Raw genomic sequence first — 23,782 nt, forward strand, 5'->3', positions numbered from 1 at the left:
GCGGCGCCGCGGCCGCGGCGGGCGCCCCCCGGGGGGGCGGGTGTGCGCGGCGGGGCACCGGGGCGCCGCCCCCGGCCGGGCGCGGGCGGGGGAGTCGGGGCCGCTCGGGTCGGAACGCGGTGCGGCGTCGGTGCTCGCGCTCGCCATCGTCGGCGCGATCGTGGCGCTCGCCGCCGCGTTCATCGCGGTCCTCGGCGGGTTCGTCGCCTCGCAGGTCGCGGCGAACGCGGCCGATGCCGCAGCACTCGCCGCAGCGGATGCGCTGTCCGGCGTCGTGCCGGCTGATCCGTGCGGCATCGCGCGGGCCGCCGCGGAGCGGAACGGCGCGCGGCTCGTCCGCTGCGAACTGGCGGGGCCTGCGGCATCCGTCGCCGTCGCGGTCGCGGCCCCGTTCGCCGAGGTCACGGCGGAGGCTCGCGCCGGTCCTCCCGGGTGGGAGGGATGAACGAGCACGACTGGCCGGTTGTATACACGCCGTGTGGTTCTGTCGCGGTAGGTTGCGGATGCATTGCCGCCGAAGCGGGCCTCGTGTATACATGAGGCGGCGAACGGGTGAAAGGGGGTCGGATGCGAGCGAGTGACCGGGCGTACCGGACCCTGCGGTCGGAGATCCTCGACGGAACCGTCCCGCCCGGAAGCCTGCTGCAGGAGGTCGAGCAGTCGACACGGCTCGGCGTCAGCCGGACGCCGGTGCGCGAGGCGCTGCGACAGCTCGCCGCCGACGGCCTCGTGGTGGCATCCGGTCGCGGGACCGTGGTCACTGCCGTGTCGCGGGAGGACATCACCGCCCTCTACGAGCTCCGTGAGGCGCTCGAATCGCGCGCGGCCGCCCTCGCGGCCAAGCGCGCCGAGGAGGCTCCGTTCCGGGCCATCCGGGACCGGCTGCTCGACGCGCCGCGACTCCTGTCCGAGGGGGAGTCGGGACTGGCGGAGTACTTCGCGATCGTCGACGACCTCGACGCGGCGATCGAGCAGGCGGCCGCCAACCGCTTCCTCGGGGCGGCCCTGCGCAGCGTGCAGCTGCACTCGGCGCGCATCCGAAGGCTCTCGCGGCACAATCCCGACCGCCTCCTCGAGGCAGCCCGCGAGCACCTCCTCATCGTCGACGCGATCCTCGCGCGCGACGCCGAGCTCGCAGCCCACGCCACCCACGTCCACCTCCACCGCAGCCTCGCGAACGCGCTCGCCACGGCTCCGGAGGCTGAGGCGGACGCGAGTGACGTCGCCTGACCCGACCGCCCCCCATCCCCGACCAGAAAGGCCCACCGTGCAGCTCCATCACGTGCGTGTCCACCGCAGCGACGAGAACCTCGCCCGAGCGGACCAGCTCGCCTGGAAGGTCGCCGAGGTGGCGGCCGATCCGGTCGAGGTGACCGACGACGTGGCCGAGATGGTCGTGAACCGCGTGATCGACAACGCGGCCGTCGCCGCGGCATCCCTCACGCGTCGTCCGGTCGTATCGGCGCGCAGCCAGGCGCTCGCGCACCCCGTGTCGATCGGCGGCGACGGCGCGACCGTGTTCGGCATGGACGCCGCGCGCCGTACCAGCCCGGAGTGGGCCGCCTGGGCCAACGGCGTCGCCGTGCGCGAACTCGACTTCCACGACACCTTCCTCGCCGCCGACTACTCGCACCCGGGCGACAACATCCCGCCGATCGTCGCCGTCGCCCAGCACCTCGCGGCGTCCCGGGGTCTCACCGGACGCGATCTCGTCCGCGGCCTGGCAACGGGCTACGAGATCCAGGTGGACCTGGTGAAGGCCGTCTCCCTGCACAAGCACAAGATCGACCACGTCGCCCACCTCGGTCCGGCGGCCGCGGCCGGCATCGGCACGCTGCTCGGGCTCGACGTCCCGACGATCTTCCAGGCGATCGGCCAGGCGCTCCACACGACGACCGCGACCCGCCAGTCGCGCAAGGGCGAGATCTCCAGCTGGAAGGCGCACGCGCCGGCCTTCGCCGGCAAGATGGCGGTCGAAGCGGTGGACCGGGCCCTGCGCGGCGAGACCAGCCCCACCCCGATCTACGAGGGCGAGGACGGCGTGATCGCCTGGCTGCTCGACGGGCCCGACGCCGCCTACGAGGTGCCACTCCCGGAGCGCGGCGAAGCCAAGCGCGCCATCCTCGACACCTACACCAAGGAGCACTCGGCGGAGTACCAGGCGCAGGCGTGGATCGACCTCGCACGGAAGCTGCACCACGCGCACCCCGACCTGGTCGCCGACCCGTCGCGCATCACGAGCGTCGTCATCCACACCTCGCACCACACGCACTACGTGATCGGCTCGGGTGCGAACGACCCGCAGAAGTACGACCCCGCCGCCTCCCGCGAGACGCTCGACCACTCGATCCCGTACATCTTCACGGTCGCGCTGCAGGACGGCGCCTGGCACCATGCCGACTCCTACGCTCCCGACCGCGCCGGTCGCCCCGACACCGTCGAGCTCTGGCGCAAGGTCACCACGGTCGAGGACCCGGAGTGGACCCGGCGCTATTACTCGCTCGACACTGCCGAGAAGGCGTTCGGCGGTCGCGTCGTCATCACGCTCGACGACGGCGAGACGATCACCGACGAGATCGCGGTGGCCGACGCCCACCCGCTCGGCGCCCGACCGTTCGAGCGCGAGCAGTACGTGCAGAAGTTCCGCACCCTCGCCGCCGACGTGCTCGAGCCCACCGAGATCGACCGCTTCCTCGACCTCGCCCAGCGACTGCCCGAACTCGGACCGGACGAGCTCGGCCGACTGACCATCGTCGCCGCGCCCGGCGTGCTCGCGCACGTCGAGAGCCCGCGCGGCCTCTTCTAGGAGGACCCATGCTGTACGCCCAGACCACGCCCGCCGACAAGCGCGCCGCCTTCCGCGAGCGCCTCGCCGGCGGCGAACTGCTCCGCTTCCCCGGCGCGTTCAACCCGCTCTCCGCCCGGCTCATCGAGCGGAAGGGCTTCGAGGGGGTCTACATCTCGGGGGCTGTCCTGTCGGCCGACCTCGGGCTGCCCGACATCGGGCTGACGACGCTCACCGAGGTCGCCGGCCGCGCGAAGCAGATCGCGCGGATGACGGAACTGCCCGCCATCGTCGACGCCGACACGGGCTTCGGCGAGCCCATGAACGTCGCCCGCACCGTCCAGGAGATGGAGGACGCGGGACTCGCCGGCCTCCACATCGAGGACCAGGTCAACCCGAAGCGCTGCGGCCACCTCGACGGCAAGCAGGTCGTCGACGAGCACACTGCGCTACAGCGCATCCGTGCCGCCGTCGACGCGCGCCGCGACCCGAACTTCCTCATCATGGCCCGCACCGACATCCGGGCGGTCGACGGCCTCGACGCCGCCGTCGATCGCGCCAGGCGACTCGTCGACGCGGGCGCCGACGCCATCTTCCCCGAGGCGATGGCCTCGCTGGAGGAGTTCGCCGCCATCCGCGCGGCCGTCGACGTGCCGCTGCTGGCGAACATGACCGAGTTCGGCAAGAGCGATCTGTTCACCGTGCAGCAGCTCGCCGACGTCGGCATGAACCTCGTCATCTGGCCGGTCTCGATGCTGCGCATCGCGATGGGCGCGACGGCCCGTGCGCTCGACGAGTTGACGGATGCCGGTGCCCTCACCCGCCTGCTGCCGGAGATGCAGCACCGGGCCGACCTGTACGACCTCATCGACTACGAGGGCTACAACCGGTTCGACACCTCGATCTTCAACTTCTCGGTCGCCCGCTGACGACCGGGAGCCGGGGCGGCTGGTGACGAGCGCGCCGCCCCGGCCCGCGGGATCAATCGAAGACGGTCTCGATGAAGCGGTACTCCACGGCCGTGGGGCGATCGTCGTCCGGAGCGTCGAACTCCAGACCCGCACCGCGGGAGTAGATGTACCGCTTGCCACCGTCCCCGTGCAGTTCGAGCCGCGGCCGTGGATCGCCCGAGTCGAGGAAGCCGGTGGAGACCGTCTTCCCCTCGAGGGGCCCGTCGATCAGCTTCGCGGTATAGGTGCCGGATGACGTGTCCATGCCGCCATTGTCCTCCTGTCCTGCACAGGCGCAAGGCCCTACGGCCCGTGCGTCGCGGCCCCGGCGGTGGGTGCGCTCACGGTCGGAATGTGTATGGTGTGGCTGTCGGCGGCAACCGCCGATCCAGTGCACACCGCTCGGGGGCGCGGCGACATTGTGCGTTTTCTCGTTCTCGAATTTCAAGCAAGAGGAGTCCGGTGGCAGGCACGAAGAAGCTCGTGATCGTGGAGTCGCCGACGAAGATGAAGTCGATCGCCCAATACCTGGGCGAGGGCTACGAGGTGCTGTCCTCCGTCGGTCACATCCGCGACCTCGTCGAGCCGAAGAACCTCCCGCCGGAGCTCAAGAAGGGCTCGCTCGGCAAGTTCTCGGTCGACGTCGAGAACGGCTTCGAGCCGTACTACGTCGTCTCGGACTCGAAGAAGAAGACGGTCGCCGAGCTCAAGCGCGCGCTCAAGGACGCCGACGAACTCCTGCTCGCCACTGATGAGGACCGCGAGGGCGAGGCCATCGCGTGGCACCTCCTGCAGGAGCTCAAGCCGAAGGTGCCCGTGCGCCGCATGGTGTTCCACGAGATCACGAAGGACGCCATCCAGAAGGCCAAGGACCACACGCGCGAGCTCGACACGTCGCTCGTCGACGCGCAGGAGACCCGCCGCATCCTCGACCGGCTCTACGGCTACGAGGTCTCGCCGGTGCTGTGGCGGAAGGTCGGTCCCGGGCTCTCCGCGGGTCGCGTGCAGTCCGCGGCCACCCGCCTCGTCGTCGACCGCGAGCGCGAGCGGCTCGCCTTCGTCGCCGCGGGCTACTGGGACCTGATCGGTCGGTTCACGAGCGACGACGCCGGATTCGAGGCGAAGCTCGTGCGCGTCGGCGGCGAGCGCGTGGCCACGGGCCGCGACTTCGACGACCTCGGCCGGCTCAAGGGCTCCGCGGTCGTGCTCGACGAGCCGACGGCGCACGCGCTCGCCGAGGCGCTGCGCGACGACACGGTCGCGCGCCGCGTCGCCAAGGTCGAGTCGAAGCCCTACTCGCGCCGCCCGGCCGCACCGTTCACCACCTCGACGCTGCAGCAGGAATCGGCGCGCAAGCTCCGGCTCTCGGCCCGCGACACCATGCGGGTGGCGCAGTCGCTGTACGAGAACGGGTACATCACCTATATGCGCACCGACTCGGTGTCGCTCTCGCAGCAGGCCGTCCAGGCGGCGCGAACCCAGGCGACCAAGCTCTACGGCGCCGACAGCATTCCCGACAAGCCCCGCGTCTACGCGGGTAAGTCGAAGAACGCGCAGGAGGCGCACGAGGCCATCCGCCCGTCGGGCGAGGTCTTCCGCACGCCGTCCGAGCTGCAGGGGGTCCTGCGCGGCAGCGAGTTCAAGCTGTACGACCTGATCTGGAAGCGCACCGTCGCATCGCAGATGGCCGACGCCAAGGGGCAGACCGCGACGGTGACCATCGAGGTGGGGCCGACCCAGGCGGATGCCGCGGCGCCGGCCGAGGCGACGACGCGCATCGGCGGCACGACCGCCGAGTTCACCGCGAGCGGCACGGTCATCACCTTCCGCGGGTTCCTCGCCGCGTACGAGGAGAGCCGCGACGAGGAGCGCAACGCCGACGAGACGCCCGGCGAGGCCAAGCTGCCCCCGCTGAAGGAGGGCCAGTCGGTGGGCCTCGCCGAGCTCGAGGCGAAGGGCCACGAGACCAGCCCGCCGCCCCGCTACACGGAGGCGAGCCTCGTGAAGCGGCTCGAGGAGCTCGGCATCGGCCGCCCGTCGACCTTCGCGTCGATCATCTCGACGATCCTCGACCGCGGGTACGTCACCCAGCGCGGCCAGGCCCTCGTGCCGAGCTGGGTCGCGTTCTCGGTCGTCCGCCTGCTGGAGGAGCACTTCGGCGATCTCGTCGAGTACGACTTCACCGCCGAGATGGAGGACGACCTCGACCGCATCGCGTCGGGCGAGGCCGACCGGGTCGACTGGCTGAACGAGTTCTACTTCGGCAGCGACCGGCACCGCGGGCTCCGCCAGGTCGTCGACAACCTCGGCGAGATCGACGCGCGCGAGATCAACTCCGTGGAGATCGCGCCCGGCGTGACGCTCCGCATCGGCAAGTACGGGCCCTACCTCGAGACCGTCGACGCCGACGCCGGCCCCGACGCGCCGCCGCGCCGCGTCAACCTCCCGGAGGACCTCGCACCGGACGAGCTCACCGCCGAGAAGGCGCAGGAGCTCATCGACGCGCCGGTCCAAGGCGACCGCGTGCTCGGCGTGAACCCCGAGAACGGCAAGCAGGTCGTCGTCAAGGACGGCCGGTTCGGGCCCTACGTGACCGAGGTCGAGCCCGAGCCGGAGCAGGCCGAGGCATCCGTCGACCCGGCGACCGGGGAGGTCGTCGAGGCCAAGCCGAAGCGGGGGGCGAAGAAGGCGGCGGCGGTCAAGCCGCGCACGGCCTCGCTCTTCAAGAGCATGCAGGTCGAGGAGGTCGACCTCGCGACCGCGCTGAAGCTCCTCGACCTGCCCCGCGTGGTCGGTGCCGACCCCGAGTCCGGTGACGAGATCACCGCGCAGAACGGTCGCTACGGCCCCTACCTGAAGAAGGGATCCGAGACGCGCACCCTGCCGAGCGAGGACGCCATCTTCGAGATCGACCTGCCCGGAGCGCTCGAGCTGCTGGCACAGCCCAAGTACGGCGCGCGCCGTGCGTCGAGCGCCCTCAAGGAGTTCCCCGAGGACCCGGTGAGCGGCAAGCCGATCAAGGTGAAGGACGGCCGCTTCGGCCCGTACGTCACCGACGGCACCACGAACGCGACGATCCCGCGGGCGGAGTCCGTCGAGGACATCACCTTCGAACGCGCCGTCGAGCTGCTGCAGATCAAGCGAGACAAGGGTCCCGCCCCGTCGCGCGCCAAGAAGTCCACGGCGAAGCCCGCCGCGAAGCGCTCGACGACGTCGCGCGCCAAGAAGTCGACGTCGTGACCCGAGGGCTCTTCATCACGCTCGAGGGCGGTGACGGCTCGGGCAAGACGACGCAGGCCGAGCTGCTCGAGCGGTGGCTCGTCGAACAGGGCCGCACCACCCTGCGCACGCGCGAGCCCGGGGGCACCGACGTCGGCGTGGACGTGCGCGAGATCGTCCTGCACCACCGCGGCGACATCGCGCCCCGCGCCGAGGCGCTGCTCTACGCAGCCGACCGCGCGCATCACGTGGCGACCGTCGTACGGCCCGCGCTCGAGCGGGGCGAGGTCGTCATCCAGGACCGCTACGTGGATTCGTCGGTGGCGTACCAGGGCGCCGGCCGCGTGCTCGACTCCCGTGAGATCCGCGGCCTGTCCGACTGGGCGACCGAGGGCCTCATGCCCGACCTCACCCTGCTGCTCGACCTGACGCCCCGCGCGGCGCGCGAGCGCCTCGACACCGCCCGCACCCGGTACGACCGGCTCGAGGCGGAGGCGGCCGCCTTCCACGACCGGGTCCGGGCCGCCTACCTCGAGATCGCGGAAGCCGATCCCGCGCGGATCGCGGTCCTCGACGCCTCGCGGCCGGTCGAGGTGATCGCCGCCGACATCCGGAAGCTGGTCGAGGGGCTGGGGTGACCGGCGCGGCGTGGGTGGTCGAGGGTAGCGTTGGATCGTGACCGTGTGGAGTGACCTGACCGGCCAGGATGCCGCCATCGAGCTGCTGCGCGCCGCCGCGGTCGCCGCCCGCGACTCCCGCAGCTCGGCCGACATGACGCACTCGTGGCTCATCACCGGCCCTCCCGGATCCGGTCGGTCCAACCTCGCCTACGCCTTCGCCGAGGCGCTCCTGTCGGGTGAGCCCGACGGCGACCGCGCGACGGGCATCCAGGTCGAGGCGCGCAGCCATCCCGACCTCCACGTCCTCGCGACCGAGGGCGTGATCATCAAGGTCGCCGACGTGCGCAAGATCGTCGAGCGCTCGCACTACGCGCCATCTGTCGGCCATCACCGGGTGATCGTCGTCGAAGACGCCGACCGGATGACCGAGCAGACCTCGAACGTGCTGTTGAAGGAACTCGAGGAGCCGCCGGAGCGCACCGTCTGGATCCTGTGCGCGCCGAGCGAAGCCGACCTCATCCCCACCATCCGCTCGCGCGTGCGGTCGGTTCGCCTGCAGGTGCCGAGCGTGGCGGATGTCGCCGACCTGCTCGTGCGCCGCGACGGCGTCGACCCCGCGCTCGCCGAGCGGGCCGCGCGCGAGGCGCAGAGCCACATCGGCATGGCGCACCGGCTCGCCACGAGCGCCGAGGCGCGCGACCGCCGCGCCGAGACCCTCCGCCTCGCGCTGCAGGTGCGCTCCACGCCGGGTGCCGTCATCACCGCGGCGCGACTGCTCGAGATCGCCGGCGACGACGCGAAGGCGATCGCCGAGCTCCGCGACGCCGAGGAGCGCGAGCACACGCTGCGGTCGCTCGGCGTCGCACCCGGCCAGGCGGTGCCGGCCGCGCTCCGGGCGCAACTGCGTGCGCTCGAGGAGGACCAGAAGCGCCGGGCGACGCGCACCCTCCGCGACGGCATCGACCGCATCCTCGTCGACCTCGCGTCGCTGTTCCGCGACATCCTCGTCACCCAGCTCGGCGCGAGCGTCGAGCTCGTCAACCTCGAGATCGCCGACGAGGTCGCCCGCGCCGCGGCATCCGCCACGCCGGCCCGGACCCTCGCCACGCTCGACGCCATCCAGGAGGCTCGCATCCGCATCGACGCCAACGTCCAGCCCGCGCTCGCCCTCGAGGCGATGCTCGTCTCGGCGATCCGACGCCCCGAACCGGCACGGGCGGCCCGCCCATGAGCCGCACGCGCGTGACGATCGCCGGACTGCTCGCGGCGGGCCTGCTCGCCCTCACCGGGTGCACCGTGCCCGGCTTCCTGCAGCCCGAGCCGGAGCGGTCCGAGCCGACCGGCGAGTCCGTCGATGCCGAGCTCGAGCCGTTCTACTCGCAGGTGCTCGAGTGGGAGCGCTGCGGCGAGTTCCAGTGCGCGACCGCCACCGCCCCGCTCGACTGGAGCGACCCCGGCGCCGGCGAGACCGAACTGGCCCTGGTCCGGCAGACCGCCCGCGGCGGCGACCCGATCGGCTCGCTGCTGGTCAACCCGGGCGGCCCGGGCGGATCGGGGTACGACTTCATCGCCGACTCGATCGACTTCGCCGTCGGCAAGCGGGTCCAGGAACGCTACGACGTCGTCGGCTTCGACCCGCGCGGTGTCGGGCGGTCCACGGCCGTGACCTGCTTCGACGATGCGCAGATGGACGAGTTCCTCTACGGCATCCCCGAGTCGGAGCGCGGCACCGACGCGTGGATCGCCGAGGTCGGCGCCGCCTCGCAGGAGTTCGGCGCGGCGTGCGCCGAGGGCACCGGCGAACTGCTCGGCAACGTCGACACCGTGAGCGCCGCGCGCGACCTCGACCTGCTGCGGGCGGTGCTCGGCGACGACCAACTGCACTACCTCGGGTACTCCTACGGCACGTTCCTCGGCGCGACCTACGCCGGGCTCTACCCCGAGCGGGTCGGGCGACTCGTGCTCGACGGCGCGATCGACCCGTCCGCCAGCAACCACGAGGTCACGCAGGCCCAGGCGATCGGCTTCGAGCAGGCCCTGCGCGCCTACCTCGCCGACTGCCTCTCCGGTTCGGAGTGCCCGTTCACGGGCACCGTCGACGAGGCGGCCGACGAGGTCGCGCGGCTGCTCGCGTCCGTCGAGCGGAGCCCGCTCCGGGGCAGCGACGGCCGATTCCTGGGCGCCGACTCCCTCGTCACGGCGATCATCTTCCCGCTCTACAGTGCGGAGTCGTGGTCGTACCTGAGCGACATGTTCGAGTCGGTCATGCTCGGCGAAGCCGACACGGCGCTGGCGTTCGCCGACCTGTACTACGGCCGCGACACCGACGGCACGTACCTCGACAACTCGACCGAGGCGTTCCGGGCCATCAACTGCCTCGACTACACCTACGACGCCGACCCCGCCGAGATGCGGGAGTCAGCCGCCGAGCTGGCCGAGGCGGCGCCGATCATCGGGCCCTACTTCGGGTTCGGCGACATCGGCTGCGCCGTCTGGCCCGTGCAGAGCCGGTCCGAGCGCGCGGCGATCACGGCCGAGGGCGCCGCCCCGATCCTCGTGGTCGGCACCACCGGCGACCCCGCCACGCCGTACGAGTGGGCCGTGGCGCTCGCCGACCAGCTCGACAGCGGCGTGCTCGTCAGCTACGACGGCGAGGGCCACACGGCGTACCGCAAGTCGAACGCGTGCATCGACACCACCGTGGAGGCCTACCTGCTCGACGGCCGGGTACCCGAAGCCGATCCGGAGTGCTGATCGGCTCGCCCATGGGGGAGCACGGCCGGTGGTCATGAGCACGCTCGTGATCCGCTAACATGGTCTCTCGTGCCGTCCGGTGCCGAGTGCAACGGAGGCCACGCCGCCTTAGCTCAGTCGGCAGAGCGATTCACTCGTAATGAATAGGTCGTGGGTTCGATTCCCACAGGCGGCTCCACCGCGAAGGCCCGGACGATGTCCGGGCCTTTCGTCGTCGTCGGGCCTTCCGTCGTCTCCGGGCCTTCCGTCGTCTCCGGGCCGGTACGACGCGGACCCGGCCGCGATCACAGCCCGAGCTCGTCGTACACGGCAGCGCCCGTGTGGTGCGCCGGTCGCGCCGGCGGAGGCGAGGTGCGGCGGTCGATCCTCGCCAGCAGGTATCGCTCGGCCTCCTCGTTGTCGGGATCGGGGAGGTCGGTCTCGGTCGACTCCGCGAGCAGGGCGGCCCCCTCGCTCAACGCGAACTTCGCCACGACCTTCTGTCCGTCGGTGCCGTAGGCGTTGAGCTGGACGGTGTCGGCGTCGCCATGGCGCGCGAGGACGGCGCAGTACTCAACGAGGAGGTCGGCGACCCGGTCGCCGACGAGCAGGCCCTTGTCCGCGAAGGTCACGTGCATGATGGGCCCAACGGTAGGCGTCGCGCACCGGCCCGGGGAGGGGCTTGCGTCCGTCGGTCCGGTCCGGTCCGGTCCGATCCGATCCGGCGAGGGCGGGCGGGTCAGGGAACGGGCACGAGCCGCAGCGCGGCCGCGTACGCGGCGTACCCGGTGGCGTTCGGGTGGAAGCCGTCCTTCGGGCGCAGCCAGTTCCAGTCGTTGATCCACGGGCTGCTGCTGCCGATGCCGTGTCCGGCGAACGGGCCCTCGGCGTCGACGAACACCGCTCCCGCCGCGACGGCGTTGGTCTCGATCACGTCGTTGAGCTTCACGGTCTCGACGTTCACCTCGTCCGCCCAGGCGTACTTGGCGTTGACGCCGGACGAGTTGAGGTGGAACAGCAGCGGGTACCCCGTGACGATGACCTTCGCACCGGGCGCCTTCGCCTTGGCCGCGGCGACGACGTTGCGGATCGACGTCGCGAATCCGGAGGATGCGGCGATGGTGGAGCCGTTCGCGATGACGGTCGGGCACGAGCTCGTCACGAGCACGAAGCAGTTCTGCATCACGTCGGCGAACCCGACGTCGTTGCCGCCGACGGTCACCGTCACGACGCGGGCGGTCGACGGGATGGCGGGCACCTGCTGCGAGATCACCTCGACGGTCGAGGCGCCCGAGCACGCGGGGAACGCCACGAGCCTGAGGTTGGCGTCGGCGTCGAGCAGCTTCGGGTACGAGTTGGCGCTGCGGTAGCAGCTCGTGTCGAGGTAGCTGCGCGCGCCGGTGCCGGCCGCGAACGAGTCGCCGATGGCGGCGTACTCCAGCTCGGTCGTCCCGCCGCCGCCTCCTCCGCCGCCCGGCTTCCCGGGCTTGTCGGGCTTGCCCGTCGCGACCGCCGCCCACGCCGTATCGGCCGGGCCGGCGAGGCTCGAGCCCAGGAAGAGTGCGAGCGCGGCGAGCAGGATGGCGAGGACGAGGGCCGCGCGTCGACCGCGCGACGGCGACGCCGAGACGGTGGCGGACATGATCGCTCCCATCGGTTCGCAGGCTCCGAGCCGCGAAGTTGAGCGAACCGTACCGCCGCCCTCGCCCGGCCGCACTTCCCCGAACGGGTGCCAGACCTGGCCGCGAGCGCTCGTCCGTCGCGGGGCGCGGGCGCCGCTAGGCTGGCGCGCATGACTGACGGACTGCGCTGGGGCATCCTCGCGCCGGGCGGCATCGCCCGCGCCTTCACCGACGACCTGCTCCGCAACGGCTTCGACGTGCGCGCGGCGGGATCCCGGACCCTCGCGAACGCGGAGGCCTTCGCGGCCGAGCGCGGGATCCCGGCCGCCTACGGCAGCTACGAGGAGCTCGTGACCGACCCGGATGTCGACGTGATCTACATCGCCACGCCGCATCCGTGGCATGCGGCGACCGCGCTGCTGGCCATCGAGGCCGGCAAGCACGTGCTCATCGAGAAGCCCTTCACGCTCAACCAGGCCGAGGCGCGGGTGGTGGCGGATGCCGCCCGCGAGCGGGGCGTGCTCGCGCTCGAGGCGATGTGGACCCGCTACCTGCCGCACATGACGCGCATCCGCGAGATCGTCGCGGCCGGCACGCTCGGCGACGTGCGCACGCTGATCGCGGACCACACGCAGAAGCTGCCCGACGATCCGGCCCACCGGCTGAACGCGCTCGAGCTGGGCGGCGGCGCGCTCCTCGACCTCGGCATCTACCCGGTGTCGTTCGCGTGGGACCTCTTCGGCGATCCGACCAGCATCCAGTCGACGGCGGTCTTCCGCTCGACGGGCGCCGACGTGCAGATCGCGGTGCAGCTCGGGTACGAGGACGGCCGTATCGCCTCCACGTTCTCGGCGAGCGACGTGCGCGGACCGAATGCGGCCACGGTGCTCGGGACGGAGGCGCGCATCGATATCGATCCGGTCTGGTACTCCGCGACGAGCTTCCGCGTGGTCGCGCACGACGGGCAGGTGCTGGAGGAGTTCCGGGCCGATGTGAACGGGCGCGGCATGCACTTCCAGGCGGCCGCGGTCGAGCGGCTCGTCGCCGAGGGGCGCCTCGACGGCGGCGACGTGCTGTCGACGGAGGAATCGGTCGCGATCATGGGCACGCTGGACCGCATCCGCGCGGAGATCGGGCTCCGCTACCCGAACGAGGACTGAGCCGGCGAGGCACCGGGTGAGGGACCGTCCCGTGATCCGCACCGACGACGTCGTCGAGCTGACGCGAGCACTGGTGGCGATCGACGCCGTCAATCCGGCGCTCGTCGACGGCGGTGCGGGCGAGCGGGAGATCGCGGAGGCGATCGGCCACTGGCTGGGCGACCGCGGCTTCGACGTCCGCCTGGTCGGCGCCGACCCCGCCCGCCCCAGCGTGCTGGCCCGACGACGGGGGGCCGGCGGCGGGCGCACGCTGCTGCTGGCCGGCCACCTCGACACCGTGGGCGGTTCGGGTGACGGCGGTCGTCGAGCGGATGCCGCGCCCGACGGCGATCGCGTCGTGGGCCGCGGGGCGTACGACATGGCCGGCGGCCTGGCCGCGGCGATGGTCGCCGCCGCGGGCGCCGACGTCGCCGGTGACGTGGTGCTCGCCTTCGCGGCCGACGAGGAGTTCGGCTCCGCCGGCATGGAGGAGCTGCTCGCCGAACTCGACGCGGCGCGCCCGCACGGCGCGGTCGTGCTCGAGCCCACCGACCTCGAGGTGACGCTCGCCCATCGCGGGTTCGCCTGGTACCGCGTCGAGTACGAGGGGTCGGCGGCGCACGGGTCGCAGCCCGAGCTCGGCGTCGACGCGATCGACCGGGCGCTCGACGGGATGGTGGCCCTGCGCGGGTTCGGGGCCGAGCTCGCGGCCCGGCCGCGGCATCCGCTGCTCGGCACCGGCAGCGCGCGCGTGGCGACGATCGAGGGCGGGACGGATGCCGCGACGGTCGCGGACCGCTGCGTGCTCGTGGTGGAGCGGCGTACGCTGCCGGGCGAGCCCGATCCGGCAGCCGAACTCGCCCGAGTGCTCGCCCCGTCGCGCCCAGCACGGATCGTCCCGCTCGTCGCGAGACCCGCCATGGAGGCCGACCCCGGCGCGCCGATCGCGCGGGTCGTCCTCGACGCGGTCGAGCGCGCCACCGGGGCCCCGGCCGTGCGCCGTGGCGATCCGTGGTGGACCGACGCGGGCCTGATCGCCGAGCGGGGCATCCCGGTCGTGCTGGTGGGCCCGGCCGGCGGCGGCGCGCACGCCGACGAGGAGTGGGTCGCGGCCGATTCGCTTCGCACGCTCGTCGCCGTCCTGCGGACCGTCGTCGACGGGTTCTGCGCACCGCGCTGATCCTGCGCCGGCCGTTCCGCGCGCGGGGGCTCCCGGGCCCCGTCCGGGCCGGGTCCGTACAATGCCGCGGGTGAACGATCAGACGGATGACGCGGCGCCGGGCGGGGAGCCGGCCGCTTCGCCGGCCCCCGCGGACGCCGCACCACGCGGCATCCGTGCCCTGATCGCCCGCCACCGCACCGTCGCCGTCGCCGCCGGGATCGTCGCCGCGGTGCTCGCGGGTGGGGGCGCGGTCGCCCTCGGAGCGGCGCTCGACGGCGAGCCCACCGCCGCGGTGCCGTCGCCCACCCCGACCGAGCGCCCGACGCCCACACCGACCCCGACACCCGTGGCCGCACCCCCGACCAGTGCACCGCCGGAACGAGTGCGGACCTGTTCGGTGGCCGGCTTCGCCGCGGACCCCAGGCTCGCGAACCTGCAGGCTCAGGTCATGAACGCCGCCACCGGCGAGGTGCTCTACGACCGCGGCGGCCTCACCGCGTCGCGGACGGCGAGCGTCATGAAGGTCGTCACGGCCGCCGCCGCGCTGGCCGTGTTCTCGCCCGACGACCGGTTCGCGACGCGCGTGGTCCGCGGGGCGGAGCCCGGATCGGTGGTCCTCGTCGGCGGCGGCGATGTCACGCTCTCGCGGACGCCCAGCGGCGACGAGACCGTCTACCCGGGTGCCGCGCACCTCGACGACCTCGCCCGGCAGGTCCGAGCCGCGTGGGAGGCCGATCCGTCGAATCCGCCCCTCACGAAGCTCGTGCTCGACAGCTCGCTGTTCAGCGGCGAGACGTGGCACGCGAGCTGGGATCCCGCCGAGCGCGAACTCGGGTTCATGCCGCATATCACCGCACTGATGGTGGACGGCGACCGCGCGGACCCCTACGCGAACATCTCCTCGCGCGGCACCGACCCCGTGGCGCGAGCGGGCGAGGCGTTCGCCGCCGCGCTGGGCGGCGTGGGCGCGATCGAGCGGGGCACCGCGCCGGCCGGGGCGGCCGAGCTCGGCCGCGTCTGGTCGCCCACGGTCGCGCAGCTCATCGACAAGTCCCTCATCGTCTCCGACAACACGGTCGCCGAGATGCTCGCGCGCCTCGTCGCGATCGAGCTCGGCACGGGCACGGACTTCGCCGCGATCGACCCCGCGGTCCGGCAGGCGCTCACCGGGTACGGCATCGCGCGCGGCGGCATCCGCGTCATCGACGGGTCGGGGCTCTCGCCCGACAACGCCGTGCCGCCCGCCTACCTCACGCGGCTCTTCGCGAAGGTCGACGCACGCGAGGGGAACCTCGGCGTCATCCTCGACGGTCTGCCCGTCGCCGGCCAGAAGGGGTCGCTGTCGTACGCCGACCGGTTCGCGGGCGACAACGCGGTCGCGCACGGTGCCGTGCTGGCCAAGACGGGCTGGATCACGACCGGGTACACGCTGTCGGGCATCATCCGGGCGCAGGACGGCACGACCCTCACCTTCGCCGTCTACGCGCTCGGCGACGTGACCGCCGCGGCGAAGCAGGCCATCGACACCCTGGCGACCGGCTTCTACCGCTGCGGCGACGAGCTCGCGGACGACTGACCGACGGGCGGCGCCACCGGCGCGACGTACGCCCGCCGGGCGCGGCATGCGTGTGACGGACGGCCCGGGCGCGGCATCCGCCGACCCGACAGAATGGAACCAGCGGCGGATCGTCGCGAGACCCGAGGAGCGAAGGAGCCGGTCATGAGTCGGGCCCTGTTCATCATCGACGTGCAGAACGACTTCACCGAGGGCGGCGCGCTCGGCGTCGAGGGGGGTGCCGCGGTGGCCGCGGGCATCACCGAGTACCTCGCCGAGCATCGCGACGACTACGCCGTGGTCGTGGCGTCGCGCGACTGGCACGACCCCGACAACGACAACGGCGGACACTTCGCCACGGATGCCGCACCCGACTTCGTCACGACGTGGCCGCAGCACTGCATGGCGGGCACGCCCGGAGCCGAGTACCACCCCGCCCTCGACGCGTCGCAGGTCGACGTGCACATCCGCAAGGGCCAGGGCGTGCCCGCGTACTCGATCTTCGAGGGCACGGATGACGCGGGCGCATCGATCACCGAGGTGCTCACCCGCCACGGCGTCACCGACGTCGACGTCGTGGGCATCGCGACCGACTACTGCGTGCGCGCGTCGGCCCTCGACGCGCTCGAGCACGGCCAGCACGTCCGCGTGATCCGCGACCTCGTCGCGGGCGTCGCGGCCGAGACGTCGGATGCGGCGCTCGCCGAGCTCGGCCACGCCGGTGCGGCGATCGTCGACTCGGTCGCGGCATCCGGAACCGACGAGGCGGCGGGCGCGTGAACCTCGACCGTACGAGCGGGTCGATGCCCGTCCTGCACGCCGAGGCACCCGATGGGGTGCTCGTCGCCTACCGCGTGCACGGCGACGTGCGAGCGGATGCCGCGCCGCTGCCGGTGCTGCTCGTGCACGGGTTCGCCTCCGATTCGGTCGTCACGTGGGAGGGCACCGGCTGGGTGGCCGCGCTCCGCGATGCCGGCCGCGCCGTGATCACGACCGACCTGCGAGGTCACGGCGAGAGCGACAAGCCGGCCGACGCGGACTCGTACGCACCCGACCGGCTCGGTGCCGACCTCGTCGCGGTGCTCGACTCCGCCGGGGTCGGCGTCGTCGACGTCGTGGCGTACTCGATGGGCAATCGCGTGGTGTCGGCGCTGTGCGAACTCGCGCCGGACCGGGTGCGGAGGGTCGTCGTCGGCGGCGCGGGACCGTCCGAGCTGTTCGCGACATGGGACCTCGACGAGGTGCGCGCCTACGTGCTCGACGGCGTGCCGCCGCGCAATCCCGTCATCGCGCAGGTGCTCGGACCCGCGCTCCGCGCGGGCGCCGACCGGGAGGCGCTGCTCGCGTGCACCGAGGGCGTGGCCGGTGCGCCGCTCGCCATCCCCGGCGGCATCCCGGTGCTGTTCGTGGCGGGCGAGAACGACCCGGTGCCGGTGGGCGTGCAGCAGCTCGCGCTCGACTGGGGGAGCGACCTCGTGACCGTCCCCGGACGCGATCACGTGTCGACGCTCACGGCTCGCGCGTTCAAGGACGCGGCCGTTGCGTTCCTCTCCTGACGCCCTATCGAACTATGGTGTCAGGGTGTCCAGTTCTTCCACCGGCTTCGATTCGAGCGGCTACTGGTACGAACCCGACGCCACGCGCATCGGCAGCGTCGACGTGCTCAACCTGCTGCGGCGCTATCGGGCAGCCGACCAGGAGATGCGGCGACGCACGCGCGATTCGATGGGCATGGGTGAGACCGACCTGCTCGCGTTACGCTACGTGTTCCGTGCCGAGCGCGAGGGCAGCGTACTCACCCCGGGCATGCTCGCCAAGCAGCTCGGGATCTCCACCGCCTCGACCACCGTCCTCATCGATCGGCTCGAGCGCAGCGGCCACCTCGCGCGGCGGCCGCATCCGACCGACCGCCGCTCGCTCGTCGTCGTCAGCACGACCGACAGCGACGCCGAGGTGCGCAAGACCCTGGGGCGCATGCACCGGGCCATGATCGACGTCGCCGATGCGCTCGAGCCGCAGGAACTGGTCGCCGTCGCCCGGTTCCTCTCCGGCATGATCGAGGCCGTCGAACTGGCGGATGTCGACGCGCACGAGCAGCCGGTCGCCTAGACAGGCGTGCGGGCCGCCGCGACATCGCGACGGCCCGCAGGCATGACTGATGGAGCGCTCAGACGCTCCGGTTCCCGGTGAGCATCCGCACGAGCCAGACGATGACCGCCAGCACGAGCAGCACGATGCCGACCCAGAGCAGGAAGTTCAGGGACTGCACGAATCCGCCGGTGAACAGCAGGATGACCGCGATGATCGCGATGATGATGAGCAGGATGTTCATGGTCGAGCCTTTCTGTCGGCGATGACGCCGCGTGGTCGCGGCGCTCTGGGGGAGCGGGCGGTCGCGAGGTGATCGCGTCGCGCCCGGTCGCGTCGGCAGGTCGGCGGAGAGCCGGACCTCAGGCTGCAGTCGTGGGTTCCTCGGCGGCACCGGAACTCGACTCGAGGGCCTCGATGAGTCCCTCTTCGAGTTCGGCGGGGACGGCGTAGAGGGCGCCGCCCGTGATCGCATCGTGCTCGATGATCGCCGCCGAATGGATCTCGGCTCGCGACAGGAGCGGGAAGCGGGCGACCATGCGCTCGAGCAATTGCTCGAAGTCGATGAGTTCGCGGCCTCCGGCGATGCCGATCACGCCGTCCGTGCTGTCCATTGCTGCTCACTGTAGCCGACGGCGCTGTGGAGACCCGGGGGGCCGCGGCCCCCCGGGGTCATCCCCCCATGCGTGATCGCCCGCAGTGCGGTCGTTCCCTTGTCCGCGATCACAGAACAACGAGACCACACATGTAGTTAGATCGTCTAGCCATTTCGGGGTGCGTCGGAATACGGTACGCTTCGGAAATCAGCGTGCCTGCGCCCTTCCGGGCGTCACAGCTGGTTGCCGAGCTTGTACTCACCCTGCTTCCACTCGGGCATCGACGCGTCGTCCTGGCGCGTGTACGAGAAGCCGTCGGCGCCGATCGTCACCGCCATCTCGCTGGCGTCGGTCCGCGCGACGACCTCCTTCGGGTTGCCGTCGAGGTCGAGCACGAGCGAGGCCTCGGTGTACCAGCTCGGCACGACCGGGTTGCCCCACCAGTCGCGGCGCTGGTTGTCGTGCACGTCCCAGGTGACCACGGGGTTGTCGGGGTCGCCCGTGTAGTAGTCCTGCGTGTAGATCTCGACGCGGTGCCCGTCGGGGTCGCGCAGGTAGAGGTAGAACGCGTTCGAGACGCCGTGGCGTCCGGGGCCGCGCTCGATCCGGTCCGACATCCGCAGGGCCCCGAGCTTGTCGCAGATCGCGAGGATGTTGTGCTTCTCGTGCGTGGAGAACGCGACGTGGTGCATGCGCGGGCCGTCGCCACCGGTCATGGCGGTGTCGTGCACGGTCGGCTTGCGCCGCATCCACGCCGCGTACACCGTGCCCTCCTCGTCCTGGATGTCCTCGGTCACGCGGAAGCCGAGGTCCTGCATGAACGCCACGGCGCGGGGCACGTCGGGCGTGACCTGGTTGAAGTGGTCCAGGCGCACGAGCGCACCCGGGGTGTAGAGGTCGTAGCGCCAGGCGAGGCGCTCGACGTGCTCGACGTCGTGGAAGAACTCGTACGGGAACCCGAGCGGGTCCTCGACGCGCACCGAGTCGCCGATCCCCTTGGTGAACCCCTCCGCCCGGCGCTCGACCCGGCAGCCGAGCTCCGTGTAGAACGCGACGGCCCGGTCGAGGTCCTCGGGCGTGCGCACGCGGTACGAGAACGCGGCCACCGCGGCGACCGGACCCTTGCGGAGCACCAGGTTGTGGTGGATGAACTCCTCGAGCGAGCGGAGGTAGACCGTGTCCTCGGTCTCCTCGGTGACGACGAGGTCGAGCACGTCGACGTAGAACCGTCGGCTGGCCTCGAGGTCGGTGACCACGAGTTCCATGTACGCGCAGCGCAGGATGTCCGGCGCCGGCACCGACGGGGTCGGAATCGGGTCGTCAGTGTGGATCGGAGCCTCCTGGCTCACGTAGAAGCCCGAGGAGGTCAGCGTCTTGTCGTCGCGGTCGGTCATGTCAGCGTCCTTGCTTGCGATTCAACGGTGGTGGACGGATGCCGCGTCAGCGCGGGTCCGGGTCGTCGAGGTCGGTCTCGTCGTGGTGCTCCTGCTTGCCGAACGTCGGGTTGTGCACGGCCCCGAGGGTGATGTGCACGGCCTGCTGGTCGGTGTAGAAGTCGATCGAGCGGTACCCGCCCTCGTGGCCGAGGCCCGAGGCCTTCACGCCGCCGAACGGGGTGCGCAGGTCGCGCACGTTGTTCGAGTTCAGCCACACCATGCCCGCCTCGACGGCCTGGGCGAAGTTGTGCGCTCGCTTGAGGTCGTTGGTCCAGATGTAGGCGGCGAGGCCGTACTTCACGCCGTTGGCGAGCTCGAGTGCCTCCTCCTCGGAGTCGAAGGGCGTGATCGCCACGACCGGTCCGAAGATCTCCTCCTGGAAGATGCGCGCGTCCTTCGGGACGTCGGCGAAGACGGTCGGGGCGACGTAGTTGCCCTCCTCGAGTCCCTCGGGGCGGCCGCCGCCGGCGACGAGCCGGCCCTCCGACTTGCCGATCTCGACGTAGCTCATGACCTTGTCGTAGTGCTCGGGGTGGACGAGCGCGCCGACCTCGGTCTTCGGGTCGTGCGGGTCGCCCACGACGACGCGCTTCGCCTGCGCCGCGTACTTCTCGACGAACTCGTCGTAGATCGACCGCTCGACGAGGATCCGGCTGCCGGCCGTGCAACGCTCGCCGTTCAGCGAGAACACGCCGAAGATCGTGGCGTCGACCGCCGCATCGAGGTCGGCGTCGGCGAAGACGACCGCCGGGCTCTTGCCGCCGAGCTCCATCGACAGGCCCTTGAGGTACGGCGCGGCGTTGCCGAAGATGATCTGCCCGGTGCGGCTCTCGCCCGTGAACGAGATGAGCGGCACGCCGGGGTGCTTCACGAGCGCGTCGCCCGCCTCCTCGCCGAGCCCGTTGACGAGGTTGAACACGCCCTTCGGCAGTCCCGCCTCCTCGAAGATCTCGGCCCACAGGCTCGCCGACAGCGGCGTGAACTCGGCCGGCTTCAGCACGACCGTATTGCCGGTCGCGATGGCCGGAGCCAGCTTCCACGACTCGAGCATGAAGGGCGTGTTCCACGGCGTGATGAGGCCGGCGACGCCGATCGGCTTGCGGTTGACGTAGTTGACCTGGCGGCCGGGCACCTTGTAGGTGTCGTCGGCCTGCGCGACGATCAGGTCGGCGAAGAACCGGAAGTTCTCGGCCGCGCGACGCGCCTGGCCGAGCGCCTGCGTGATGGGCAGGCCGGTGTCGAACGTCTCGAGTTCGGCGAGCCGGGCGTCGCGCGACTCCACGAGGTCGGCGATGCGGTGCAGCACGCGCGAGCGCTCGCGGGGCAGCATCCGCGGCCACGGGCCCTCGCGGAACGCGCGGGACGCCGCCTCGACGGCGCGGTCGATGTCGGCCTGCTGGCCGGCCGCGGCCTGCACGTAGGTCCGGTTCGACACCGGATCGAGCACGTCGAACGTCTCGCCGCCGACCGAGTCGACGAACTCCCCGTCGATGTAATGGCGGATGCGGTCGGGCAGCCCCTCGGGGATGTGCTGGGTCATGCGGTGGCCTCCAGGTTCGAAGCGGATGCCGCGGCGGCATCGCCGGGCTCGGGAGCGGGTTCGGTCGTGGTCGGCGCGGATGCGGCATCCGTCGCCGGGGTCTTGTGCTCGGACTGGTACGCGAGCACCGCGTCGAGCGTCGCCGTGCGATGACGCCGGGCGGCGAGCTCGATCTCGAGTTCGTCGGCGCCCTGCTCGATGAGCTCGATGATCCGAGCGTGCTCGGCGACCGACTCGCGGGCGCGGCCGGGCACGAAGCTGAACGACGAGTCGCGCAGCACCTTCATGCGGTTCCAGCCGCGCCGCACGAGGTCGAGCACGTGGGGGTTCGGGCAGCTCTCGAAGAGGATCGAGTGGAACTCGAGGTTGAGCTCGGTGAAGCGGTGCGGGTCGAAGTCGTCGAGCGTGCGCCGCATCCGCTCGTTGACCTCACGCGCTCGCCGCAGCTGGTCGGGAGTGATCGAACCCGACGCGAGCGCGGTCGCGTACCCCTCGACGAGCGCGAGGGTCTGCATGGTGTGCAGGTACTCGGTCTCCTTCACGAGCGCCACCTGGGCGCCGACGTTGCGCTCGTACGTGACGAGCCCCTCGGCCTCGAGCAGTCGGATCGCCTCGCGCACGGGCACCACCGAGACGTCGAGCTCGCGCGCGATCTGCCCGAGCACCAGGCGATAGCCCGGGACGTAGCGCCCGTCGTCGATGCGCTCGCGCACGAACCGGTACGCCTGCTGCGACTTGCTCTCGGCGCTCATCGTTCCTCCGTTGCGCCCTGCGGCCCGCGACGGGCGGCCTCGTAGCGCGCACGCCACTCGGTATTCATCGGGAACAGCCCGTCGACGGGCTCGCCCTCGGCGACGCGCTCCGCGACCCAGGCGTCCGCGGCATCCTGCTCGGCGGCCTCGGCCGCGACCTCGGCGGCGAGGTGCGGCGGGATCACGATGACGCCGTCGCCGTCGCCGACGATCACGTCGCCCGGCTGCACCGCGGCGCCGCCGCACGCGATGGTCACGTCGGTCTCCCACGGCACGTGGCGGCGGCCCAGCACGCTCGGGTGCGGGCCCTGCGAGAAGACGGGGATGCCGATCTCGGCGACCGCATCGAAGTCGCGGACCCCGCCGTCGGTCACGATGCCGGCGGCGCCGCGCACCTTGGCACGCAGCGCGAGCACGTCGCCGACCGTGCCGGTGCCGCGCTCGCCGCGGGCGTCGACCACGAGCACCTCGCCGGCGCCGACCGTGTCGAACGCGCGCTTCTGGGCGTTGTAGCCGCCGCCGTGCTCGGCGAACAGGTCGGGGCGGGCGGGGATGAAGCGGAGCGTGCGGGCTCGGCCCACGATGCGGTCGCCGGGGTGGTTCGCGAAGACGCCCTCGATGAACACGTCGTGGTAGCCGCGCTTGCGGAGCGCGACCGAGAGGGTGGCGACCGCCGCGGAGGAGAGCCGGGCGCGGAGCTCGTCGGTGAGCTCGAAGGCCGGGGCACCCGCATCCGCGGCTTGCTGGCCCGAGGCGTCGAGCGGCGTCGCCCGTCCGGCGGCGACCGCGGCGGCGTGCTCGGCCTCGGAGCCCCACGCCTCGATGCGCTGCAGGTCGTCGACCGCCGGCTTCGTGCCGAAGTCGCCGAACGGCTCGCTGCCCTCGGTGATGCGCGTGACGAGTCGGCCCGTGCTCGGGGCGCCCGCGGCATCCGGTGCATCGACCTCGACCTCGACGACGTCGCCCGGCACGACGACCGACGACCCCGCGGGCGTGCCGGTGAGGATCACGTCGCCGGTCTCGAGCGTCATGAGCTGGGACAGGTCGGCCACGAGCTGACCGAAGGGGAAGAGGAGCGTGTCGCTCGTGTCCTCCTGGACGAGCTCGCCGTTCACCCACGTGCGGACGCGGAGCGCGTCGGGCGCCACGTCGGCGGCCGGGATCAGCGCCGGACCGATCGGCGTGAAGCCGTCGCCGCCCTTGGAACGGACGTTCGAGCCCTTGTCGGCGGCCCGCAGGTCGTAGACGCCGAAGTCGTTCGCGGCCGTGACGGATGCCACGTGCCGCCAGCCGTCGGCGGGGGAGACGCGTCGCGCGGGCACGCCGATGACGAGCGCGATCTCGCCCTCGAACGCGAGGAGCTCGGTGCCCGCGGGCCGCTCGAGCGTGTCGCCGGTCGCGGCGAGCGAACTCGACGGCTTCAGGAAGTAGCTCGGCATCGCCGGTGTGCGACCGCGCTGCGCGGCGCGGGAGGGGTAGTTGAGGTGCACGGCGATGATCTTGCCCGGCGTGGGAATGGCATCGGTCGTCATGGACATCCTCGTCTCTTTCGTATCTGAAATCGTATACGATCCAGTCGGGCGGG

23 protein-coding genes and 1 tRNA gene are annotated in these 23,782 nt (G+C 72.0%); 15 read left to right on the plus strand and 9 right to left on the minus strand.

Annotated features, from left to right (window positions below; genetic code table 11):
• From M1L56_RS03790 to prpB, 4 genes are all read left to right on the plus strand, one after another.
• On the plus strand, nucleotides 1-445 hold a 445-nt coding region (locus M1L56_RS03790; protein ID WP_248598231.1), incomplete at its 5' end, for an Rv3654c family TadE-like protein.
• Between the two features lie 122 nt (nucleotides 446-567).
• On the plus strand, nucleotides 568-1,230 hold the full coding sequence (locus M1L56_RS03795; protein WP_248598232.1) for a GntR family transcriptional regulator: 663 nt from the start codon (nucleotides 568-570) through the stop codon (nucleotides 1,228-1,230).
• Between the two features lie 37 nt (nucleotides 1,231-1,267).
• On the plus strand, nucleotides 1,268-2,806 hold the full coding sequence (locus M1L56_RS03800; protein ID WP_248598233.1) for an MmgE/PrpD family protein: 1,539 nt from the start codon (nucleotides 1,268-1,270) through the stop codon (nucleotides 2,804-2,806).
• 8 nt (nucleotides 2,807-2,814) lie between these two features.
• Nucleotides 2,815-3,714, plus strand: coding sequence for a methylisocitrate lyase (gene prpB, locus M1L56_RS03805; protein ID WP_248598234.1), 900 nt, complete (start codon nucleotides 2,815-2,817; stop codon nucleotides 3,712-3,714).
• A 52-nt stretch (nucleotides 3,715-3,766) separates the two neighbouring features.
• Here prpB and M1L56_RS03810 read toward each other — a convergent pair whose 3' ends face one another.
• Nucleotides 3,767-4,000: a hypothetical protein gene (locus M1L56_RS03810; protein WP_248598235.1), complete on the minus strand. Its 234-nt coding sequence runs from the start codon at nucleotides 3,998-4,000 to the stop codon at nucleotides 3,767-3,769.
• 197 nt (nucleotides 4,001-4,197) lie between these two features.
• Here M1L56_RS03810 and topA point away from each other — a divergent pair, with 197 nt between their 5' ends.
• The 5 genes from topA (at nucleotide 4,198) to M1L56_RS03835 (ending at nucleotide 10,506) form a co-directional block, all read left to right on the plus strand.
• The gene (gene topA, locus M1L56_RS03815; protein ID WP_248598236.1) at nucleotides 4,198-6,975 is read left to right on the plus strand and encodes a type I DNA topoisomerase; all 2,778 of its coding nucleotides are present in this window, start codon (nucleotides 4,198-4,200) and stop codon (nucleotides 6,973-6,975) included.
• Nucleotides 6,972-7,592: a dTMP kinase gene (tmk, locus tag M1L56_RS03820; RefSeq protein WP_248598237.1), complete on the plus strand. Its 621-nt coding sequence runs from the start codon at nucleotides 6,972-6,974 to the stop codon at nucleotides 7,590-7,592. Before topA ends, tmk begins: the two co-directional genes overlap by 4 nt.
• Before the next feature lie 37 nt (nucleotides 7,593-7,629).
• Nucleotides 7,630-8,805, plus strand: coding sequence for a DNA polymerase III subunit delta' (locus tag M1L56_RS03825; RefSeq protein ID WP_248598238.1), 1,176 nt, complete (start codon nucleotides 7,630-7,632; stop codon nucleotides 8,803-8,805).
• Nucleotides 8,802-10,328, plus strand: a complete 1,527-nt coding sequence (locus tag M1L56_RS03830; RefSeq protein ID WP_248598239.1) for an alpha/beta hydrolase — start codon at nucleotides 8,802-8,804, stop codon at nucleotides 10,326-10,328. The genes M1L56_RS03825 and M1L56_RS03830 overlap by 4 nt, the downstream gene beginning before the upstream one ends.
• 102 nt (nucleotides 10,329-10,430) lie before the next feature.
• A tRNA-Thr gene (locus M1L56_RS03835) sits at nucleotides 10,431-10,506 on the plus strand.
• 106 nt (nucleotides 10,507-10,612) lie between these two features.
• On the opposite strand, the gene M1L56_RS03840 is transcribed toward M1L56_RS03835, so the two are convergent.
• Nucleotides 10,613-10,945, minus strand: a complete 333-nt coding sequence (locus tag M1L56_RS03840; RefSeq protein WP_248598240.1) for a hypothetical protein — start codon at nucleotides 10,943-10,945, stop codon at nucleotides 10,613-10,615.
• Nucleotides 10,946-11,046: 101 nt separating this feature from the next.
• Nucleotides 11,047-11,949 (minus strand): SGNH/GDSL hydrolase family protein, encoded by a 903-nt coding sequence (locus tag M1L56_RS03845; protein WP_248598241.1) that lies wholly within the window; start codon nucleotides 11,947-11,949, stop codon nucleotides 11,047-11,049.
• Between the two features lie 150 nt (nucleotides 11,950-12,099).
• Here M1L56_RS03845 and M1L56_RS03850 point away from each other — a divergent pair, with 150 nt between their 5' ends.
• The 6 genes from M1L56_RS03850 (at nucleotide 12,100) to M1L56_RS03875 (ending at nucleotide 17,894) form a co-directional block, all read left to right on the plus strand.
• The gene (locus M1L56_RS03850; protein ID WP_248598242.1) at nucleotides 12,100-13,089 is read left to right on the plus strand and encodes a Gfo/Idh/MocA family protein; all 990 of its coding nucleotides are present in this window, start codon (nucleotides 12,100-12,102) and stop codon (nucleotides 13,087-13,089) included.
• A gap of 31 nt (nucleotides 13,090-13,120) precedes the next feature.
• Nucleotides 13,121-14,248, plus strand: coding sequence for a M20/M25/M40 family metallo-hydrolase (locus M1L56_RS03855; protein WP_248598243.1), 1,128 nt, complete (start codon nucleotides 13,121-13,123; stop codon nucleotides 14,246-14,248).
• Between the two features lie 61 nt (nucleotides 14,249-14,309).
• Nucleotides 14,310-15,806 (plus strand): D-alanyl-D-alanine carboxypeptidase/D-alanyl-D-alanine-endopeptidase, encoded by a 1,497-nt coding sequence (locus M1L56_RS03860; protein ID WP_374255846.1) that lies wholly within the window; start codon nucleotides 14,310-14,312, stop codon nucleotides 15,804-15,806.
• Nucleotides 15,807-15,950: 144 nt separating this feature from the next.
• The gene (locus tag M1L56_RS03865) at nucleotides 15,951-16,565 is read left to right on the plus strand and encodes an isochorismatase family protein (RefSeq protein ID WP_248598245.1); all 615 of its coding nucleotides are present in this window, start codon (nucleotides 15,951-15,953) and stop codon (nucleotides 16,563-16,565) included.
• Nucleotides 16,562-17,341: an alpha/beta fold hydrolase gene (locus tag M1L56_RS03870; protein ID WP_248598246.1), complete on the plus strand. Its 780-nt coding sequence runs from the start codon at nucleotides 16,562-16,564 to the stop codon at nucleotides 17,339-17,341. The genes M1L56_RS03865 and M1L56_RS03870 overlap by 4 nt, the downstream gene beginning before the upstream one ends.
• 25 nt (nucleotides 17,342-17,366) lie before the next feature.
• Entirely contained in the window at nucleotides 17,367-17,894 is a 528-nt protein-coding gene (locus M1L56_RS03875; protein ID WP_067947916.1) for a MarR family winged helix-turn-helix transcriptional regulator, read from the plus strand.
• A 58-nt stretch (nucleotides 17,895-17,952) separates the two neighbouring features.
• Here M1L56_RS03875 and M1L56_RS03880 read toward each other — a convergent pair whose 3' ends face one another.
• From M1L56_RS03880 to M1L56_RS03905, 6 genes are all read right to left on the minus strand, one after another.
• A complete protein-coding gene (locus M1L56_RS03880) occupies nucleotides 17,953-18,117 on the minus strand; it encodes a hypothetical protein (RefSeq protein WP_197466990.1) in 165 nt (54 codons plus the stop codon).
• Between the two features lie 118 nt (nucleotides 18,118-18,235).
• The gene (locus M1L56_RS03885; RefSeq protein WP_248598247.1) at nucleotides 18,236-18,487 is read right to left on the minus strand and encodes a hypothetical protein; all 252 of its coding nucleotides are present in this window, start codon (nucleotides 18,485-18,487) and stop codon (nucleotides 18,236-18,238) included.
• Nucleotides 18,488-18,702: 215 nt separating this feature from the next.
• Nucleotides 18,703-19,863: a 3,4-dihydroxyphenylacetate 2,3-dioxygenase gene (gene hpaD, locus M1L56_RS03890; protein WP_248598248.1), complete on the minus strand. Its 1,161-nt coding sequence runs from the start codon at nucleotides 19,861-19,863 to the stop codon at nucleotides 18,703-18,705.
• 46 nt (nucleotides 19,864-19,909) lie between these two features.
• Nucleotides 19,910-21,445, minus strand: coding sequence for a 5-carboxymethyl-2-hydroxymuconate semialdehyde dehydrogenase (gene hpaE / locus M1L56_RS03895; RefSeq protein ID WP_248598249.1), 1,536 nt, complete (start codon nucleotides 21,443-21,445; stop codon nucleotides 19,910-19,912).
• Nucleotides 21,442-22,197, minus strand: a complete 756-nt coding sequence (locus M1L56_RS03900; RefSeq protein ID WP_067947924.1) for a GntR family transcriptional regulator — start codon at nucleotides 22,195-22,197, stop codon at nucleotides 21,442-21,444. Before M1L56_RS03900 ends, hpaE begins: the two co-directional genes overlap by 4 nt.
• Nucleotides 22,194-23,735, minus strand: coding sequence for a fumarylacetoacetate hydrolase family protein (locus M1L56_RS03905; RefSeq protein ID WP_282573205.1), 1,542 nt, complete (start codon nucleotides 23,733-23,735; stop codon nucleotides 22,194-22,196). The genes M1L56_RS03900 and M1L56_RS03905 overlap by 4 nt, the downstream gene beginning before the upstream one ends.
• Between the last annotated feature and the right edge of the window lie 47 nt (nucleotides 23,736-23,782).

The sequence above is a fragment of the Agromyces sp. C10 genome (assembly GCF_023217995.1).
Lineage (GTDB): Bacteria > Actinomycetota > Actinomycetes > Actinomycetales > Microbacteriaceae > Agromyces > Agromyces indicus.